The sequence below is a fragment of the Weissella paramesenteroides genome (assembly GCF_036327715.1).
GTDB classification, from domain to species: domain Bacteria; phylum Bacillota; class Bacilli; order Lactobacillales; family Lactobacillaceae; genus Weissella; species Weissella paramesenteroides.
Map to the genome: position 1 here is coordinate 88,363 of NZ_CP130559.1, position 18,347 is coordinate 106,709.

At 36.0% G+C, this 18,347-nt stretch carries 20 protein-coding genes; 15 read left to right on the top strand and 5 right to left on the bottom strand.

Going from position 1 to position 18,347, the window contains the following annotated elements; genetic code table 11:
* Positions 1-136 precede the first annotated feature (136 nt).
* Complete coding sequence (locus QRX23_RS00430; RefSeq protein ID WP_456294458.1) at positions 137-658, bottom strand: Rrf2 family transcriptional regulator; 522 nt, start codon at positions 656-658, stop codon at positions 137-139.
* A gap of 71 nt (positions 659-729) precedes the next feature.
* On the opposite strand from QRX23_RS00430, the gene QRX23_RS00435 reads away from it, so the two are divergent.
* Together QRX23_RS00435 and QRX23_RS00440 are read left to right on the top strand one after the other, a co-directional pair.
* Positions 730-1,587 carry an SDR family oxidoreductase gene (locus QRX23_RS00435; protein ID WP_330155548.1) on the top strand — a complete coding sequence of 286 codons (858 nt, stop codon included), beginning with the start codon at positions 730-732 and terminating at the stop codon, positions 1,585-1,587.
* Positions 1,588-1,827: 240 nt separating this feature from the next.
* Positions 1,828-2,511, top strand: coding sequence for a B3/B4 domain-containing protein (locus QRX23_RS00440; RefSeq protein ID WP_330155549.1), 684 nt, complete (start codon positions 1,828-1,830; stop codon positions 2,509-2,511).
* Between the two features lie 78 nt (positions 2,512-2,589).
* On the opposite strand, the gene QRX23_RS00445 is transcribed toward QRX23_RS00440, so the two are convergent.
* A complete protein-coding gene (locus QRX23_RS00445) occupies positions 2,590-3,087 on the bottom strand; it encodes a GNAT family N-acetyltransferase (protein WP_330155550.1) in 498 nt (165 codons plus the stop codon).
* A gap of 187 nt (positions 3,088-3,274) precedes the next feature.
* Here QRX23_RS00445 and QRX23_RS00450 point away from each other — a divergent pair, with 187 nt between their 5' ends.
* The 4 genes from QRX23_RS00450 (at position 3,275) to QRX23_RS00465 (ending at position 6,137) form a co-directional block, all read left to right on the top strand.
* A complete protein-coding gene (locus QRX23_RS00450; RefSeq protein ID WP_330155551.1) occupies positions 3,275-4,087 on the top strand; it encodes an HAD family hydrolase in 813 nt (270 codons plus the stop codon).
* Positions 4,088-4,108: 21 nt separating this feature from the next.
* Positions 4,109-5,062: a LacI family DNA-binding transcriptional regulator gene (locus QRX23_RS00455; protein ID WP_330155552.1), complete on the top strand. Its 954-nt coding sequence runs from the start codon at positions 4,109-4,111 to the stop codon at positions 5,060-5,062.
* 76 nt (positions 5,063-5,138) lie between these two features.
* Positions 5,139-5,621 (top strand): YbaK/EbsC family protein, encoded by a 483-nt coding sequence (locus QRX23_RS00460; protein WP_330155553.1) that lies wholly within the window; start codon positions 5,139-5,141, stop codon positions 5,619-5,621.
* A gap of 33 nt (positions 5,622-5,654) precedes the next feature.
* Positions 5,655-6,137: a GNAT family N-acetyltransferase gene (locus tag QRX23_RS00465; protein WP_330155554.1), complete on the top strand. Its 483-nt coding sequence runs from the start codon at positions 5,655-5,657 to the stop codon at positions 6,135-6,137.
* A gap of 65 nt (positions 6,138-6,202) precedes the next feature.
* Here QRX23_RS00465 and QRX23_RS00470 read toward each other — a convergent pair whose 3' ends face one another.
* On the bottom strand, positions 6,203-6,811 hold the full coding sequence (locus QRX23_RS00470; protein WP_330155555.1) for a TetR/AcrR family transcriptional regulator: 609 nt from the start codon (positions 6,809-6,811) through the stop codon (positions 6,203-6,205).
* A gap of 124 nt (positions 6,812-6,935) precedes the next feature.
* On the opposite strand from QRX23_RS00470, the gene QRX23_RS00475 reads away from it, so the two are divergent.
* The 4 genes from QRX23_RS00475 (at position 6,936) to QRX23_RS00490 (ending at position 10,171) form a co-directional block, all read left to right on the top strand.
* Positions 6,936-7,508: a cysteine hydrolase family protein gene (locus tag QRX23_RS00475; RefSeq protein ID WP_330155556.1), complete on the top strand. Its 573-nt coding sequence runs from the start codon at positions 6,936-6,938 to the stop codon at positions 7,506-7,508.
* A gap of 50 nt (positions 7,509-7,558) precedes the next feature.
* Positions 7,559-8,950, top strand: a complete 1,392-nt coding sequence (locus QRX23_RS00480) for an MFS transporter (RefSeq protein WP_330155557.1) — start codon at positions 7,559-7,561, stop codon at positions 8,948-8,950.
* A 121-nt stretch (positions 8,951-9,071) separates the two neighbouring features.
* The gene (locus QRX23_RS00485; RefSeq protein ID WP_330155558.1) at positions 9,072-9,521 is read left to right on the top strand and encodes a DUF3290 family protein; all 450 of its coding nucleotides are present in this window, start codon (positions 9,072-9,074) and stop codon (positions 9,519-9,521) included.
* 2 nt (positions 9,522-9,523) lie between these two features.
* Positions 9,524-10,171: a DUF421 domain-containing protein gene (locus QRX23_RS00490; RefSeq protein WP_330155559.1), complete on the top strand. Its 648-nt coding sequence runs from the start codon at positions 9,524-9,526 to the stop codon at positions 10,169-10,171.
* Here the strand turns inward: QRX23_RS00490 and QRX23_RS00495 are convergent.
* Both QRX23_RS00495 and QRX23_RS00500 read right to left on the bottom strand, forming a co-directional pair.
* Positions 10,156-11,580, bottom strand: a complete 1,425-nt coding sequence (locus QRX23_RS00495; RefSeq protein WP_330155560.1) for an oligosaccharide flippase family protein — start codon at positions 11,578-11,580, stop codon at positions 10,156-10,158. The two genes, QRX23_RS00490 and QRX23_RS00495, sit on opposite strands and share 16 nt — an antisense overlap.
* A gap of 214 nt (positions 11,581-11,794) precedes the next feature.
* Entirely contained in the window at positions 11,795-12,763 is a 969-nt protein-coding gene (locus QRX23_RS00500; RefSeq protein WP_330155561.1) for an AEC family transporter, read from the bottom strand.
* Between the two features lie 252 nt (positions 12,764-13,015).
* On the opposite strand from QRX23_RS00500, the gene QRX23_RS00505 reads away from it, so the two are divergent.
* The 5 genes from QRX23_RS00505 (at position 13,016) to QRX23_RS00525 (ending at position 18,195) form a co-directional block, all read left to right on the top strand.
* On the top strand, positions 13,016-13,663 hold the full coding sequence (locus QRX23_RS00505; RefSeq protein WP_330155562.1) for an ABC transporter ATP-binding protein: 648 nt from the start codon (positions 13,016-13,018) through the stop codon (positions 13,661-13,663).
* Positions 13,656-14,417, top strand: a complete 762-nt coding sequence (locus tag QRX23_RS00510; RefSeq protein ID WP_330155563.1) for an ABC transporter permease — start codon at positions 13,656-13,658, stop codon at positions 14,415-14,417. The genes QRX23_RS00505 and QRX23_RS00510 overlap by 8 nt, the downstream gene beginning before the upstream one ends.
* Positions 14,418-14,756: 339 nt before the next feature.
* Positions 14,757-16,541, top strand: coding sequence for a heavy metal translocating P-type ATPase (locus QRX23_RS00515; protein WP_330155564.1), 1,785 nt, complete (start codon positions 14,757-14,759; stop codon positions 16,539-16,541).
* A gap of 237 nt (positions 16,542-16,778) precedes the next feature.
* Complete coding sequence (gene cbpA, locus QRX23_RS00520) at positions 16,779-17,423, top strand: cyclic di-AMP binding protein CbpA (protein WP_330155565.1); 645 nt, start codon at positions 16,779-16,781, stop codon at positions 17,421-17,423.
* A 61-nt stretch (positions 17,424-17,484) separates the two neighbouring features.
* Positions 17,485-18,195, top strand: a complete 711-nt coding sequence (locus tag QRX23_RS00525; RefSeq protein WP_330155566.1) for a TatD family hydrolase — start codon at positions 17,485-17,487, stop codon at positions 18,193-18,195.
* Positions 18,196-18,347: the final 152 nt, after the last annotated feature.

Consider the following 18,347-nt stretch of genomic DNA (forward strand, 5'->3'; position numbering starts at 1 on the left):
AAAAGCGTCTACACTTGATATAAAGTACAGTAGCACCTGCATAATATCGTAAGCTTAATATTTGTTTCAGTGATTAAGGCATATTTTGTTAGTCATTTAGAATCATGACTGAGATCAGAATCATAGTTACATACATTTATAAAAATTCAGCAACAAATTCTTTGTTCATCGGATTTTTGGCTAGTTCTGCTTGACTAATTTTTTGTAGCACACTGCTTAAAAAAATGTGTTTCATTTTTTCTTCTACAACTTGCTGTAACAAGAGATACTCGTCAGACAGTACATCTTGGATATTACCGCCGACAATACATTTTGGTTCCGTATTGGCATCTATCTGGAAAAGCTGAGTATGATCCAAACTCTGATAAATATCAAAGAATGAAATATCATGTGGATCTTTAACTAGGTATGGCTTCGGAATACCATTAGTTGTTTTGATGAGGTCAGCATCACGTAACTGACACATTATTTTACGCACGTTACTTGGATTAGTTTGGATACTTGCAGCTATATCAGTACTTGATAATTGATTTGATTCCCGAAAAATAGCGATATAAGCAAGAATGTGGACGGCATCACTAAATTGTACAGAATGTTTCATGTGAATTACCTCGGTATTAGTTAGTTTTAGAAAAGAAGATTGACCAACTTCACTCAATGCTTTATTATAAACCTGTATAAAATAAAAATACAGGTATTGCTTATCAAGATTAGAAAGGGTGTATTGTCATGACTATTTTAGTAACTGGTGCAACAGGGAACTATGGCTCTGTTGCCTTAGATGAATTAAAAACATTGGTACCACAAGAAGATATTTTTGCTTTAGCAAGAAGTGAGGAAAAAGCAGCTACTCTGCGTGACAAAGGTTTCCAGGTTAGAATTGCAACTTATGATGATCCTGAGTCATTAGAGAAGGCTTTTTCAGGTATTGATAGGTTGTTATTTGTTTCAAGTAGTGAAGTTGGATCACGTAAGTTGCAACATCAACATGTTGTTGATGCAGCAAAAAATGCAGGTGTATCATACATTGCCTATACCAGTTTTAACAAGGCTGACACATCAACGAGTCCATTAGCTGAAGAACATGCTTATACTGAACAAGCTATTCTTGCATCAGGCATTGCACATACGTTTTTACGTAATAACTGGTACATTGAAAATGATTTGCCAGTTATTGAAGCAGCATTGAAGACTGGTAAGCTTGTACATGCAGGTGGTGATGGCAAAGCAGGTTGGGTGCTACGTAGTGAGCTAGCTAAGTTAGGTGCTCGTGCAGTATCTGGTAAGTTCGATTTCCCAAGCATTTTAGAAGCTGGCAACCCATTGATTACCTATAAGCAACTAGCAGAAGTGGTTGAATCTGTTACAGGGACTAAACTAGACGTTGTTGATGCTGATGTGGATACAGCTTCACAATTTTTGCAAGATAATGCCGGTATGCCACAAAACTTTGCTGACATGATGGCTGGATCACAGTCGGTTGTGAAAAGTGGTAGTTTAGCTGTTGAACCTGATGATATTGAACAATATCTTGGTCGACCATTCCTTACGGTAAAAGAATCATTACAACAATTATTAGGTAAATAATTATTGGGCATCAAGCCACCGACAACAAATCGATGACTTGATGCTTTTTTTAATCATTATGGTATGCAAAAGCAAAAAAATGAATCAAATTCTGCGAATTATTTGCAAATTAAGATAAATGCGTTAGAGTAATTAGCAAATAAGTTTCATAGCTGTAATATCAGCTGGACTTTTTAAGGTTATATTGACCTTTTTTCGATCGTAATGATTATTTTTGTTTGATTCAAAGGGGGATTGTTCATGCAACTTAATTTAGATCCTAAAGTGACAGATTTAGGTGTCGTTATCGATGGTGTAGAGATTTCAGGCGTTGATAATTCGCATTATCCAACAGAACTCTCAGATTATATTAACGAGGAAGTGACAAAGGTTTTAGCAGACTTAGATGCTGATAAGATAAAAAGTAGTCCAATTATTCAAGGTTTTTTCGATCTTCATAAGCGTATTCACCTACCTAAACGGAATAACCGACCTTCACCAGAAACATTGTTGAAATTAATTTTAAAAAGAGGTGAACTTTTCCCAATTAATCCAGTTGTTGATTTATATAATGTCATTTCAATTAAGAGTCAGCTTGCACTCGGGGCACACGATATTGATCATATTGTCGGGGATGTTAACTTACGTATAACTACTGGCGATGAAAAATTTGTGCCAATTGGTGCTAACAATGAACCACAAGCTATTAAGGCAGGCGAGTATGGTTATATTGACGATGATAATGAAGTTATTTGTCATCTAGAGACACGCCAAGTTGAGAAAACGAAAATAACGCCAGCAACAAACCATATTTTTTACATTGTACAAGGCAATACAGCAACATCCCAAGAATATGTCGATCGAGTTGCTAATGAGTTACTAGTAGCAACGACAAAATATTTAGGTGGTCAAGGAAAGTTATTGACCATTCAGCCATTGCAATAGTTTAGAGGGGCATTAGTCTACCAGTTTCATATTGGTGAATTAATGTCCTTTTTTGTATGCAATTTATTCCTTTAATAGTTAATCAAAATGTTTGCCTAATATTGCTAAGTCTAAATGGCGACCATCAATTTCGGCAACTTCAGGTAATAGTCCCCATTGTTCAAAACCTTGTTTTTTAAATAGTGTCATACTAGGAATATTTTGTCTGAAAACGTAGGCGACAATATTTTGTAAATCATGTTGTTTGAGTTGCGTTGCTAAAAATTGAATGGTTTGAGTACCAACATGTTTACCACGGGTAGTCTCGTCAATATAAATACTGATTTCAGCAGTATGTTGATAAGCAGCACGACCATAAAATGCTTCAAGGCTACACCAACCGACTACCTGATCATCGTCAGTGATAATCCAAATTGGGTATTTTTCATGTGATGATGCATCAAACCATTTTTCACGATCTGATACTGAAATCGGTGCTAAATCAGCAGTCACATTTTTGAGTTTGATCACTTGATTATAAATAGTTACTATTTTTGGCAAATCGTCCTTCGTCGCAAATCTAAAATTGATGGTCATCGTCTATTCCCTCGTTGTTTTTAAGATATATTCTAGTATAGAGTGTTGCTAAAAATAATAAAGCATGATGTGATGAATCATTTCAGGATTGTAAATAATAAGATAGTTTTGTTGCTTTTTAACATGAAGATGATTTTATAAGTTAAAATAAATGCAAGAATTAAACAAATCTGGGGGGATAAGTTGAATGATTAAACAAATTTTTTTGGATATGGATGGGACTTTACTGGATGCTCAGGGGTTGCTTACAAAAAATACAATTACCGCAATCAAAAATTCACAAATACCAGTTACATTGGTGTCAGCACGGGCACCACAAGAAATGATCTTTGCAATTCATGACTTGGCATTAGATGAACCACAAGTGGCATTTAATGGCGGGTTGATTTATCAAATGAATGGTACGGATATGCAAGTATTACAAGCGTATCCGATTGAACGGATGGTCAGCATTAAACTAATTAATTGGTTAGCAAGTACGTATCCGGAGGTTAGTCTAAGTTACTATACGCAGGACAGTTGGTTAGTTAATCATGCTTCAGCAGCGATAGAACGGGAAATATTATTTACGGGAATGAAACCGCAATACTCAGATTTGTCAGAGGTTACACAGAATAGTCAGACTGGTATTTTTAAAATTATGTTGATTGATTTGAGCGAGACGCAATTAGATTTTATTCAACAAGCAATTCTGAATTTGGAGTTACCAGGTATTAACGTGCAACAATCAGATGCTAGTCACTTGGAAATTACCAGTGATATCGCAGAAAAAGCATTTGGCGTCTCATATATTATTGCTCGTGAACAATTATCACAGGTAGAAACAGCTGCATTTGGGGATGGACAAAACGATTTGTCAATGTTCTATGAAGTTGGGACATCAATTGCGATGGGAAACGCACCGACGAACGTCAAGCAATCTGCAAATTATGTGACGAAAACTAATACAGCTGATGGTGTTGCCTATGGCATTGAAAAGTTCTTATTAAATCAACCGTAATTGATGTGTGAGGGGGAGAGTATGGCTAATATTAAAGATATTGCACGATTGTCAGGGTATTCCGTGGCAACCGTCTCACGATACATAAACAAAAATGGCTATGTTTCAGAGAAGGCCGCAAAAGCAATCCAACGAGTGGTTGAAAGCACGGATTATGTGCCAAACACGATTGCTCGTGATTTAAGTACTGGGCAAACAAAAACAATTGGTGTTGTTGTGCCTTTTTTGGAATATTCTTATTTCTCACAACTATTTGCGAGCATTGCCAAAGCTGCATTTAATGCAGGATACAGTGTGATTGCCCTAAAATCAAATTATGATTCTGAATTAGAAAGACAGTATTTAGAACAACTGCATCAAAAAAAATATGATGGACTGATATTTACATCGCATACATTATCGCTCAAAACGATGCTGTTGTATAAAAAATATGGTCCGATTGTATGCTGCCGCAATCTTGGTGATGTGCCAATTGCCTCGACATATGCAGTTCGTAATAAAACATATTTAGAAGTGTTTGATCTCATAAAAAAAGAAAATTTTCAGCGTGTGGCCATGACTTTGAATCGGGCCTATGGTTTTAGTCCAACAACGCGAGCCACAATTGATTGTTACGAACAAGTATTCCATCAGAAGCCAAAATCAGAATATATAGTAACTGGTATTTTAGGATTTACAGATGGCTATCACGCCGCAGAACATTATCTATCATTACCTGAACCACCAGATTTTATTTTTGCGAATGGTGACAATATTGCAGCTGGTATTTACCAATGTTATCGTGACCACCACCAACCAGTACCGGCAATGATTGGTCAAGAAGATGAGGTCGCCAGTCGTTTAATGAACATATCAACGATTGACCATCATTATGCAGAAGTTGGTGAAAATGCAGTGAATTTGGTCATTAGTAAAAGAATTGAACATATACCAGTAGCATCTGAATTGATTTTGCGAACAGGTCAGACAATTTAAGTGAGAGCTTTTTATTTTACTAATTAGTCCATGTGTTCTAAACTAGCTGAATATTTGAAGGTAAGGGGATGATTGTGTGTCTTTTGAAAGTGTTAGTCAATATTTTGAGCAAGTCGGCTTAGGGAATCGGGTAAAGCATTTTGATGAATCTAGTGCAACAGTACTAGAGGCAGCACATGCTTTGGCTTGTGAACCGGAACATATTGCTAAAACAATGTCGTTTTTGGTGAATGATGAACCGATACTAATCGTGATGGCAGGGGATGCCAAAGTAGATAATCAAAAATTTAAGCAAGAGTTTCATAAGCGTCCTAAAATGATTCATAGTGATGAGGTTGAAAGTTATATTGGACATGCCCCAGGGGGTGTATGTCCGTTTATGACAAACGATGGCGTTGGTATATTTTTAGATAACTCATTAAAACGTTTTGAAATTGTGTATCCTGCTGCAGGGGATGACCATAGTGCGGTTGAATTATCATTATCAGAGTTGAACAACTACACACATGCTGATCATTGGGTAGATGTCTGTAAGGGGTGGCAAAATGAAACGGTTTAAAACGAAATTATTTTAGCTATTGGAGAAACATAGATGATAACGATTCGACCCATTCAAAAAAGCGATGATTCATATTTGAAAAAGTTGGTTCAGGATTCTTTAAAGGCTTATCAATTAGATATACCAGGTACAGCTTATTTTGATCCGGAGCTGGCACATCTCAGTGATTTTTATAAGCTGAAAGCTGGTCGTCAGTACTTTGTTGCCATTAATAGCTTTCAAGAAGTAGTAGGCGGCGCTGGGATTGCTGAGTATGATGTGCAGAATAAGGTTGCTGAATTACAAAAATTGTACATTGATAAAAAGGCACAAGGCCATCATCTAAGCTATCAGTTATTGGATCAAGCGCTTCGATTTGCCAAAGAATTTGGTTATCAGCAGGTTTATCTTGAGACGCATCATAACCTTGAAACAGCAATTCATGTCTATAAAACGTATGGATTTACAGAGCTGACTAAGCCTTTAAAAGAAGCTGAACATTCAGAAATGGATCATTTCTTTGTTATGTCAGTATAAAATGAATATGTTTAAAGCCACTAATCGACCGATTGCAGATGGAAGATTGGTGGCTTTAATTGTAGCTATACATTGTTGATAATTAATAGATTATATAATTGCTCTGCAATTTGTTCTGGCGAATATTTGCGAACAGATCGTTGAAAAGTATAATATTCATGGCTTAGGGCAGTAATTAACAAATCAGCGCAGAAAACCGCATCGACTTTAGTGGCTGGTCCATATAAGTCGTCAAGTAGTGGTACCAAAATATCATGTAGACGACCAAAAATAGGACCATTAAGTTTAGTTTCTAGTGAATTAATCTTTGGTGTTCCTTCGACACCAGTTAATAACTGTGCTTTTCTTTCACGAAACTGGATAAATAAAGATAGTACGTGCTTTAATTGTTCTGCAGTTTTATCAGAATGATTAGTGGTTAAATAATTATCAATATCTTCAAACAATTTTTTTATATTATCGTGTATTAGTGCCCAGCATAAATCACTTTTATTTTGAAACCGCCGATAGAGTGTACCCACACCAACTTTAGCTGCTGTAGCTATTTGATTCATACTAGTTTTTTCAACACCATATTGATCAAATAGGGTTACTGCAGCGGATAAAATACGCGCACGATTTTCAGCAGCATCTTTACGCTCGCTGACTGGGTGATTGACTGTTTTATCTGACATGAACTAACTCCTATTTTTATTTGGTAATCTAATTTTACTTGACATCATCCAATTTAAGATTACAATTTCAATTATAAGCGGAATGCATTCCACTTAACAAGAAGATTGGAAGTGAATAAATTTAATGGTAAACAAAGATAACAAAACAGCTTTGTTGGTCATGGATGTTCAAAAATGGAACATTACAGAGAAGCACAAAGATGTCGTACGTCACATGCAACAAGCGATTCAACATGCGCGTGAACTTGGTCAGACAATTATTTGGGTTCAGCTAGCCTTTGGTGCAAATTATCCAGAATTAAATCCGCAAAATAAATTCTTTTCAATGATTACACCTGAAAGTCATATGACTAAGTTGGATGAGGCAACCCAACCACACCCAGAATTGGTGCCCCAGGCTAATGACTATATCGTCAATAAGTACCGTGTAAGTGCTTTTGCAGGTAGTAATCTAGAAAGCATTTTAAAAGCACAGTCGATTAATCATCTTATTTTATGCGGCATTTCTACCAGTGGGGTAGTTTTGTCAACATTGACTGAGGCCTCAGATAAGGATTATCAATTGTCAGTATTGCATGACGCCTGTTTTGATAGAAATGCATCCGTTCATGATGTTCTAGTTCATAATGTATTTCCAAGACATGCTGATGTTTTGTCAGTGGGTGAATGGGTAGCGCAATCTACCAAACAACCTTAATCATATTATTGAATTAAAAGAATACTTGGTCAACCATTGATATCAATAATATGTATGAGAAGGTGAAAGTTATTTTAAAAAAAGAATCAAAAATATTTAGTTGGCAATTTTTGATGCCTTTAATGTTGGCATCTTCACTGAATCCATTGAATAGTTCGATGATTGCGACTGCATTACCTAAAATTTCAGTGTCTTTGGGTATCTCTGCAGGAACTGCCGCAGTACTAGTCAGTGCTTTGTATGTTGTTAGTGCAGTTGCACAACCAACTTTTGGTAAATTAGCAGAAATACTTGGACCACGTAAGGTTTTACTGACAGGTGTCTGTTTTGCAGCTATTGGTGGTTTGATAGGTGGTGCAATTGCTACTTTTCCAAGTCTATTAGTTGCTAGAGTTTTGATCGGTTTAGGAACATCGGCAGGTTATCCATCCGCCATGTTTATGATTACACAACGTGCAAATCATGAGAATATAACAGTACCAGGAAGTGTTTTGGGAGGTCTGCAAATTGCTTCCATGGCAACTTCTACTTTAGGATTACCATTAGGTGGACTTTTAGTTGGTTGGTTAGGTTGGACATCAATTTTTTATATTAACTTGCCGGCCGTATTGATCATTTTAGTTTCTGCTTATTTCTGGTTACCTAAAGACAAACAAGCTCATATTCATGATAAGAAACAATTAATGCAAGAAATTGATGTCATTGGTATTATTTTGTTTGCCTTAACGATTGTCAGCTGGCTAATGTGGTTGTTTGTTTTGCCACAAATTAATTTCTGGTTGCTAATTTTTGCAGTTATTTTTACTGTTATTTTAGTCATTTGGGAACGTAAAGCTGCAACGCCATTCTTTGACGTTAAGTTCTTACAAAATCATACCAATGTCGTTCTTACGCTAGTCAGAATATTGATACTGGCAATGTGTGTTTATACCGTTATGTATGGTGTAAGTCAGTGGCTAGAGGCAGTACACGCCTTTTCTTCAGAGTTGACCGGATTGCTTTTGTTGCCAATGAGCGCAGTGTCAGCATTGGTCGTATTGCCATTAGCCGCACGTAATCTTGTGCGAACATCATTGGTTATTTCGGTTTCTGCCGCAATCGTTGGCGCTGTTGGATTATTGATTTTTAATGCAGCGACACCGATTTGGGTAATTATTTTGATAACTAGTATTTTTGGAATTGTTATGGGGACGATGTCACAAGGTAATCAAATGGCATTATACCTGCAAGTACCACCAAGAATGATGGGGACAGCATCTGGTCTATTACGTACGTTTACTTATATTGGATCGATTATCTCGTCTTCACTAATTAATATTGGCTTTCATGATGGGGCGACAACAGCCGGATTACATCTTATCGCTATACTAATGGTCGTCGTTAGTTTAATCGCGACATTTATAACCATCGCAGATAAATCTTTGCGAACCATTGATAATTAAATACTACTTTAATGCATCATGTTGGCGTTTAGTCACTAATTATGATGCATTTTTTAGTGTAGAATGAAATAAATAGTATGCCGTAGGTTTCTGGGTGAAAAGTAATCATAAGGAGTGGGAAATGACATTTTATACTTATCAGTATTTATTAGATCATCAAACAAAATTTCCATATTTAAGAATCGCAATTATTGTGATTTTGGCCACAACATTCATTGTTCTATTGACACGTTATTTTTCAAATAAGGGTGATATTAAATATAAGGACTTGGCTGTTATTGTTGGGACGTTAATGGTACTAACTGTTGCTATCCAATTTAATGACTACACAAATTTTAAAACAACTAGTCAACAAAGCGGCCAAGAAGTGTCACTTGTCAAAAGCGTGGCTAAGAAACTACAAGTAAAACCACAAAAACTAAGTGTCAACAATCTACAAACGGGGTCAGGCGACGTTCTTGTACGTAGTTCCAAAGGATATTATCGAATTATTTTTAATAATGATAATTCAGAATATGTATTAGAAAAAATTAGGCTCAAAGCAGGCGATATCAACGTTAAAGGGGATTAAATATGTTTTCATATTCAGATATTTTTTTGAAGCTAGTCATTGGATTCGTTTTTATCACATTATTGATTAAATTTAGTGGTAAAGGTAGTTTAGCACCAACATCACCATTGGATCAGTTACAAAATTATGTTCTAGGTGGCATTATTGGTGGTATATTATATAACCAAGCAATTTCGGTTGCACAATTTGTAGTTGTTTTGTCAATATGGGCATTATTGATGTTGACTACACGTTATTTGAAAATACACATCCATGCTGTCGGTAAGTTTATCGATGGTGAACCCATGACGATTATCTATAACGGCGAACTCTTAGTTAAAAATTGTATTCAAGCAAATTTATCAGCAAAAGAAATTGATTTTAAATTACGATCAGCAGGTGTATTAGACATCAGTCAGGTTAAACGAGCAATTTTAGAACAAAATGGTAGTATTACGATTCTTAGTAAATACGATGAAGATGTTCGTTTTTCAGTAATTATTGATGGCAAAGTTGATACGGATGTTTTACAAGTTATGGATAAAGATCAACAATGGTTAGACCATGAATTAGATGGTCAAGGTATTGTTGATATTAAGGATGTTTATATGGCAAAATACCGTCATCATAAATGGGAAATTGCTACGTATGGTAGTCAGGATAAAGTATAGTTATTTAGAATATATCTTTTGAGAGTTTTGAAGAATAAAATCAGGATAAGAAGCATGTAGATAATTATGCCAACCATCATTTTCAATATAAAATGCCAAATTGAAAATGATAAAAGTTGGTTAACATATAATAAGGTCATGAACATGATTATTACTGCAATTAGGATTTTTGAGCTATCAAGAAGCATTTGCTGAATGTCTAAATGCTTTCTGACAGTATAAAATTGATAACTTGTTACAGCGACTTCAGCCATAATCGTGGCGTAGACAACACCGATATCATGGAATATGAGTATAAAAGGATAGACTAGTAGCAAGTTAACAAATGCACCAATAGTAACTGAGTAAAAATATTGTTTCATTCTTTGGGTTGGAATTAGAAATTGAATACCTATTACATTACTCCAACTGATAATAATAATTAGTATTGTATCGATGGAAATAAAGCAGTCTATACCAGAGAACCTATTAGAAAAGAATAACAGAGAGAAATCTTTTGAAAGTGCAAGCATACCTAGAGATATTGGCAAACATAGGAAGTTGGTTATTAAAAAGCTGGTGTTTATTATCTTTTTAATTTGCTCAAACTTTTGATGTGCGTATAGATAATTTATTCTTGGAATTAATACAGCGCCCGAAGCTGTTATAAAAGTAATTAATACTTTTGTAATTCGATCTGCATTTTCAAAATAAGCAACAGCAGAAATGTTGTTTGTTATTCCCAATATTGTCTTATTAATAGAAACATACAGAGGAATAACCATTTCAGGTAATAACAATAAAATGGCTGGTTTAATATGTCTTAAAAAATTACTTTTTTGTATGTGGGGTTTTTCCAGTTCATTTTTTAAAGATGGAAAGAGTAATAGATTGCAAATAAGAGCTGTCAAAGAAATAATGTAAATGTATGCTAATAGATCCGTTGTATCTTTTACTAAGACGAATATGCAAACTGCTGAGACAATGCGAATCAGAAAATTACGCATGATAATTAATTTAAATTTTTCTAATCCCTGAAAGAACCAAGACGTATCAAGGGTGATTGCAATAATTTGAAGTGACTGTGCAAAGTAGTAAATTCTATATATGTTCTTGGTGTACGTAGTAAAAATAAAAAACAAAATGATAACAAATGCTGAAATTAGTAATCTTAACAATAACAGCTCCCAAAAAATCTGGGATTTTAGATACTTATTTTGTCTATTTGCAGATATTTGTTGGCAGCCATAGGTTATGCCAATGCTAGCGACTAAAATAAAATATTGTGTATTAGCAGCCGTATAAGAATGTATACCAAGTGATGAGGGTCCCAAAACACGTGCAATATAGGGCATTGTTAATAGTGGGAGGAACAGTGAAAAAAGTTGATAACTGGCATTATAAAAGTAACTACGCTTTAAACCATTCACGCATTTCACCTGCTTATCTCTGTAAATTTGTTTTAATACTATATCATCAAACAGCGACTAAATTACTATGAAAAATTGAGTGTAGAAAAAACATAAGTAATCGTAATGTGTTATTTTGACAGAAGTAGTTATTACATATTAAAAGGACCATCAGTCTATCGACTTGATAGATTAATGGTCCTTTTAACGTGTTTTGAAATCATATTTTAAACTTTTAGGCAAATAGCATAATGATAACGACAGCAAACGGAAAGATAAAGATACTTTCTGTCAAAACACGGGTTGAAAATTCAACATCCATGTTATTTTGTTCAGCTAGCATTGGTAGGACCGTTAACATAGGTGTGACTGACTGAATTAATAATGTTTTGATAAATAAATCGGGTAAATTGACCCAACCAAGCAACTGATTGATCCATAAAACAAGAGACATCATTAATGGTGCCATGATAAACTTTCCAAATTGTGCAATAAGATCGATTTTTTCTATTTTCATAGCGGCCATTTTTGTTCGTGCTAGTTGTAACCCAAGGAAAATTAATGAAAGTGGCGTCACAATGTTAGCAATATAGCTGAATGACTGATACAAAAAACCGTGTATGGGTAATTTTATATTAATGAAGAAACAGATAATACCAATGATAAATCCCCACATTGGTGGTGTGAATAAACTTAGGATACGTCGCCAGGTGGTTTGATAATTAGCGATTGATTCGGGATTATCCTTGTAGATCAATTTGACGCCGATTCCCCATGTTGTAATCGTGTTCGCCACAAAATAGGCTAAAAAGTATGGCAAGCTTTTATTACCAAATAGCGCAATGTTCAAAGGAAGACCAACAAACAAAGTGTTTGCATTAACAAAAGCATTGGTGAATAAGCTTTTTCGATCCTTTTGTAAATGCAGTGAACGACCAATAGGGATAGCAATCAAAAAGCAGAGGCCAATTGATATCATTGATAGGATGAAACCAATCAACAGCGTATTGAAATTTTGTTTAGTGATATAGTTTTGTGAAGAAATAAATACTGAAATAGGTAGCGCTACATTCACAACAATTGTTGAGACATCGTTAATGAAGTACTGACTGACGATTCTTGATTTGCCAATTAAGAAGCCGATAATAATAACAGTAATAATAATCAAGACACTATTTAGTGAAATGAAAAAAGTTGACAACATATAGATTGAGCTCCTTAATAATTAGTTTTTGATAATTAATAGCCGCAAAACCATCTTACACCCATTTATCCTGTATTTCAGATAAAGTAGTTATGTGACATAACTAATTGGATAAATAAACGATTATATAGTAAAAGTGGATGATTTATTTAAAAATCAGTCTGCTTTTTTATTTGCGCTCGCTTTATATGTTATTCATTGTAGGTCTGATATATAATGAGGTGAATTAATGAGGACGTTGGGAGGGAATCGATGGCTATTTTAGGTTTGCAAAAAGTCGGGTTTGAGACAGATGGTAAGGAATTATTAAAAGACATTACATTGCAAGTACAAGCAGGTGATTGGTTGACGATTGAAGGACCTTCAGGATCTGGGAAAAGCCTACTACTAAAATTAATCGCTAGTTTATTAACGCCAACGGCAGGAAACATCTATTTTAATGGCCAGAACCAAACCACATTTAATAAAGTTGATTACCGAAAGCAAATATCGTATTGTTTTCAGCAACCTAGTTTATTTGGTCAAACAGTGAAGGATAACCTGTTATTTCCATTTGCTATCAGAAATATTGCGTTTGATGAGCAACGGGCGATAGCAGCTTTAGATAATGTCGATTTGCCCAAAGAATTTTTAGAGAAAGAAATCAAAACCTTATCAGGTGGTCAAAAACAACGGGTAGCGCTCATTCGTAATTTGTTATTTCCACCAAAGGTTTTGTTACTTGATGAAATAACAACGGGATTAGATGCACAAACAAAAGATATTGTGAATCACTTACTTGTTGGATATCAGAATGAAGGAATGACAATGTTATCTGTTACGCATGATGAGCGTGAAATTTCAGAAGCAGATCATCTTATTCGAATTGTGTCAGGAAGGATGGCGGAGAGTCATGAATAGTGATTTACTAGTGAGTCCGACGGCGCTGATGTTTGCGGTCATTTTGGTAGTTATTGCGTTACTTATTAACTTACGTGAAAAAATTGGTCTTGAAAAGGATATGTTGATTGGCGTATTCCGAGCCGTTGTGCAATTAGTCGTTGTGGGCTATGTCTTAACTTATGTGATTAAAATTAATCAATATTGGCTAACCTTATTGATGATTTTAATCATTATATTTAATGCGGCCGCCAATGCTCGCAAGCGTGCGCATAACATGCCATACGGTTTCTGGATCAGCTTATTTGCCATCAGTATTTCAACAGGTGTGACTTTGGCATTACTTATTCTAACTGGGGTCATTAAATTCATTCCAAGTCAAATGGTACCTATTTCAGGCATGATTGCAAGTAACGTGATGATAGCTATCGGATTAGCCTACCGAAGTATGTATGAAAATTTTAATGATCAGCGGCAGGCGGTTTTAGAGAAATTAGCATTGGGTGCAACTGCCAAACAGGCGTCGATTGAAATTGTGCGTCGCGCAATCAGAACGAGCTTATCACCAACAATTGATTCAGCAAAAACTGTTGGACTTGTTAGTCTACCAGGGATGATGTCAGGATTGATTTTTGCTGGTGTTGACCCCACAAAAGCAATTATGTACCAAATTATGGTAACGTTTATGCTTTTAGCTTCGACAAGTATTGGTAGTGTTATTGCTTGTTATTTAATGTATCCACAATACTATAATAAAGATTTACAATTATTATAAAAGAATATTTCTAATTTTTTTTGCTAAAAATATCTTAATTAAAAGCATGTCAGTTTGATAGCATAAACGCGTTCCAAAAGTCTGAAGCCTCAATGTAACGCAATTTACGCCATTCCTGGCCTCCGCTTTGCTACGGCCAAAAATGGCGCAACTCACGTTACAAGCCGGCTTCAAAACAACTTTTGTCTCGCTCTCTTCTCACTTACAATTAATAAACAATTTTATATTTAATGATATAAAAATAAAGTGCAAATATTCACAATATTTGCATGTTTGATATATAATAATATTAGGCAATAATTATACTGTGGAACATATGCGCAAGAGGGAGGCCATGTGATGAGACATCTTGGGAAACTGATTAGTATATTTGTGATTGCAGCTATTGCGGTACTTTTTCAGTTTGGTCTGCAACAACCGCAGTGGGCCCAATTATTGATTTCATTAACCGGGCTAGTGCTTGCCATTTCAATGTTTATCGAGATGGTTAAAACATTAATGTCTGGGAAATACGGCGTTGATTTACTGGCGATTACAGCAATTATTGCGACCCTAGCTGTTGGTGAGTATTGGGCAGCAATGATTATTTTATTGATGTTAGTTGGTGGTGATACGCTTGAAGATTACGCTGCCAAAAAGGCAAATTCAGAACTAAAAGCCTTATTAGAAAATTCACCACAATCTGCCCACCGAATCGAGAACGGTCATCCGGTTGAGATAGGTGTTGACGATGTGAATATCGGCGATAAGCTATTAGTAAAACCCAAAGAACAAGTACCGGTTGATGGTCATATTTTACATGGTAGTACGATGTTTGATGAATCCTCATTGACAGGAGAATCTGTGCCAGTTCAAAAAGATGTTGGTGATGAAATATTATCAGGATCGATTAACGGGGATGACGCCATTACAATGTATGCTGATAAGTCGAGTAATGATAGTCAGTACCAACGTTTGATTGCGTTAGTGCGAGAGTCAGAAGCGCAACCAGCCCATTTTGTTCGTTTGGCTGATCGTTATGCAGTCCCCTTTACCTTGATTGCTTATGTTATTGCGGGTATTGCATGGTACGTGGCACAAGACCCAATCCGTTTTGCTGAAGTGTTGGTTGTTGCTTCACCATGTCCATTGATTTTAGCAGCACCAGTTGCGATGGTATCAGGAATGAGTCGCTCATCCCGTAATGGAATTGTTGTTAAGACCGGGGATGTTCTAGAGAAATTGGCGCAGGCGAAGACCTTTGCCTTTGATAAAACAGGGACGATTACGCAAGGCGTCTTGCAAGTCAACCAAGTTTTAGTGGCAGAGGGTAATGATAAAGATGAATTACTTCGTTTGGCAGCGAGTTTGGAACAGAATTCTAGTCACATTTTAGCCAGGTCACTAGTTAATTATGTACGTTCACAAGGGTTGACACTTGAAATGTTGGATGAAGTACAGGAAGTGACTGGGAACGGGTTAATCGCTAAGTATCAGGCACATACTGTAAAAGTTGGTAAGCGAAGTTTTGTTGCCGAAGATGTACCAACGAAAGTGCAGGGGCAAACAGCTATCTACGTTAGTGTTGACGATCATTATTTTGGGCACATCACTTTTAAAGATCAAATTCGTCCAGAAGCGGCCAAAACTATGCAGGATTTGTTAAAGCGGCAGGCACATATTTTGATGTTGACTGGTGATAAAAAAGAGACGGCACAGAAAATAGCATCTCAAGCATGTATTAAAGATGTGCATGCAGAATTGTTACCTGACGAAAAAATTCAATTTATTCATGATACACCAGAAAATGAAAAACCAATTATTATGGTTGGTGACGGTGTTAATGATGCACCAGCATTAGCGACGGCAGATGTTGGGATTGCGATGGGCGCCCATGGTGCGACAGCAGCGAGTGAGACGGCCACAGTTGTTATTTTAAAGGATGATCTATCACGAGTTGCAAAGTCAGTAGAAGTTGCTGCTGATACAATGAAAGTTGCTCGACAGGCAGTATTAATTGGTATTGTTATTTGCACAGTACTCATGTTAATTGCTAGTTTTGGTTTCTTGCCACCATTGTTTGGGGCGTTACTGCAAGAAGTTGTAGATACAGTGTCTATCTTATGGGCATTGAAGGCACGTTAAGTACATTTTAAAAACATAGAATGTTTGAAAATCGGTAATTCTCCATTTTTTGATTGGGAATTGCCGATTTTTTTATATGAATTATAGACTACTTTAAAACATGAGTGTGATAATAATAAAGACCCTAATTTTCTCATTTAATGTGAATTTTAGGTTACGATTACCAGAAAACAGTGCAGTAGTAAAGGTTTCGTGGTATTATAATTAGATTAGAAACTAAGGATAGGAGTTGTCTAAATGCTAGCGACATTGGTAAAATCTCGAGATGTGTTAACAACACTCAGTGAAAATGCAACACTTCAAGATGCATTAGATATCTTTGATCATTCCGGATTTCGGGCTATTCCTATTTTGGATGAAAGTGGACAATTGTTTCGCGGGGCTATTTATAAGCTACATATATATCACCACATTATTGAAGGTGGTACTTTGGATGTGCCGGTTACTAGTTATATGCGGAATATGACAAAGTTTGTACGTGTGGAAGCAACCTTTTATGAAGCATTTTTTACGCTAAAAGATTTGCCATTCGTTTCAGTATTGGATAAAGATAACCATTTTATGGGCATTCTGACACATAGTCGTATGATGAGATTACTAGCGGATTCTTGGGCAACGAATAAGGGCCGGTATAGTTTAACGTTAGTATCAGACGGTGAGCGTGGTAGCCTGGAAAAGGCAGCCCATATCATTTCACGATATACAACGATTTCATCAGCAATGACTTTGGATCCAGATAGAAATCCACGGACAACCCGGCTTTTGTTTACACTGCCAGATACGGTTAGTGAAGGATCGTTATCAAAAATCATCAAAATTTTATCTAGAAAAGGCTACCACTTGGAGTCATTAGAGGATCTATCACAGTCATCATATATGTGATGAGTTACGAATATAGCGGTCGGCGAATTTGCCTGACCGCTTTTTTTATAGAGGGGAATATATGTTAATTGACATGCATAGTCATAGTGATGGTGACGTTACTTTTATTGAAGAACAGCAACGGGCACACATTGCCACTATTTTAAATGCAACGACGAGTGCGGAATTTCATTTTAATGAAAAATATGCGGGTAGCCACCAGTTACTAAGCTATGACGTTCATCCATGGGAAACACAACGACAGCGGATGGATGAGCAGTTATTGTCAAAAGTGGCAATTATTGGTGAAATTGGATTGGACACTGTGTGGACGGATGTCCCATTATCAGTGCAACGCCCAGTTTTTTTGCAACAACTGCATATTGCGAATGACCTGCAACGCCCAGTTATTTTACATACAAAAGGTTGTGAATCAGAAATTTTAAATGATATCAATGAATTGCCTGATTTGACAGTATTAGTACACTGGTATTCATCCGCGAAGTTACAATCAGCATACATTGTGCGTCCGAACAGTTATTTTTCAATTGGACCAGATGTTCTAACTGATGAAGTCGTACAAAATTTTGCGCAGAAAGTGCCACTATCGCAGTTGTTTATTGAATCAGATGGGCTGGAGAGTTTTCAGTGGGTTTTAAAAAGAGATGTTCATATTAATGAATATGCAGGATTGCTAAAACAGGTTTATCAGAAAGTAGCCGATTTGCGAGCAATGTCAGTGACACAGCTAGAAGCGCAAATCGAAAAAAATTGGCAACATTTGTTTAGTTAGTTACTATGGTTGTCTAGACGCTGAGGAATAACTAGCCGTTATAAACTGAAAGAAGTTGGGACAAAATAAAATGTTCCAACTTCTTTTTGCTAAAAATATCTTAATTAAGAGCATGTCAGTTTGATAGCATAAACGCGTTCCAAAAGTCTGAA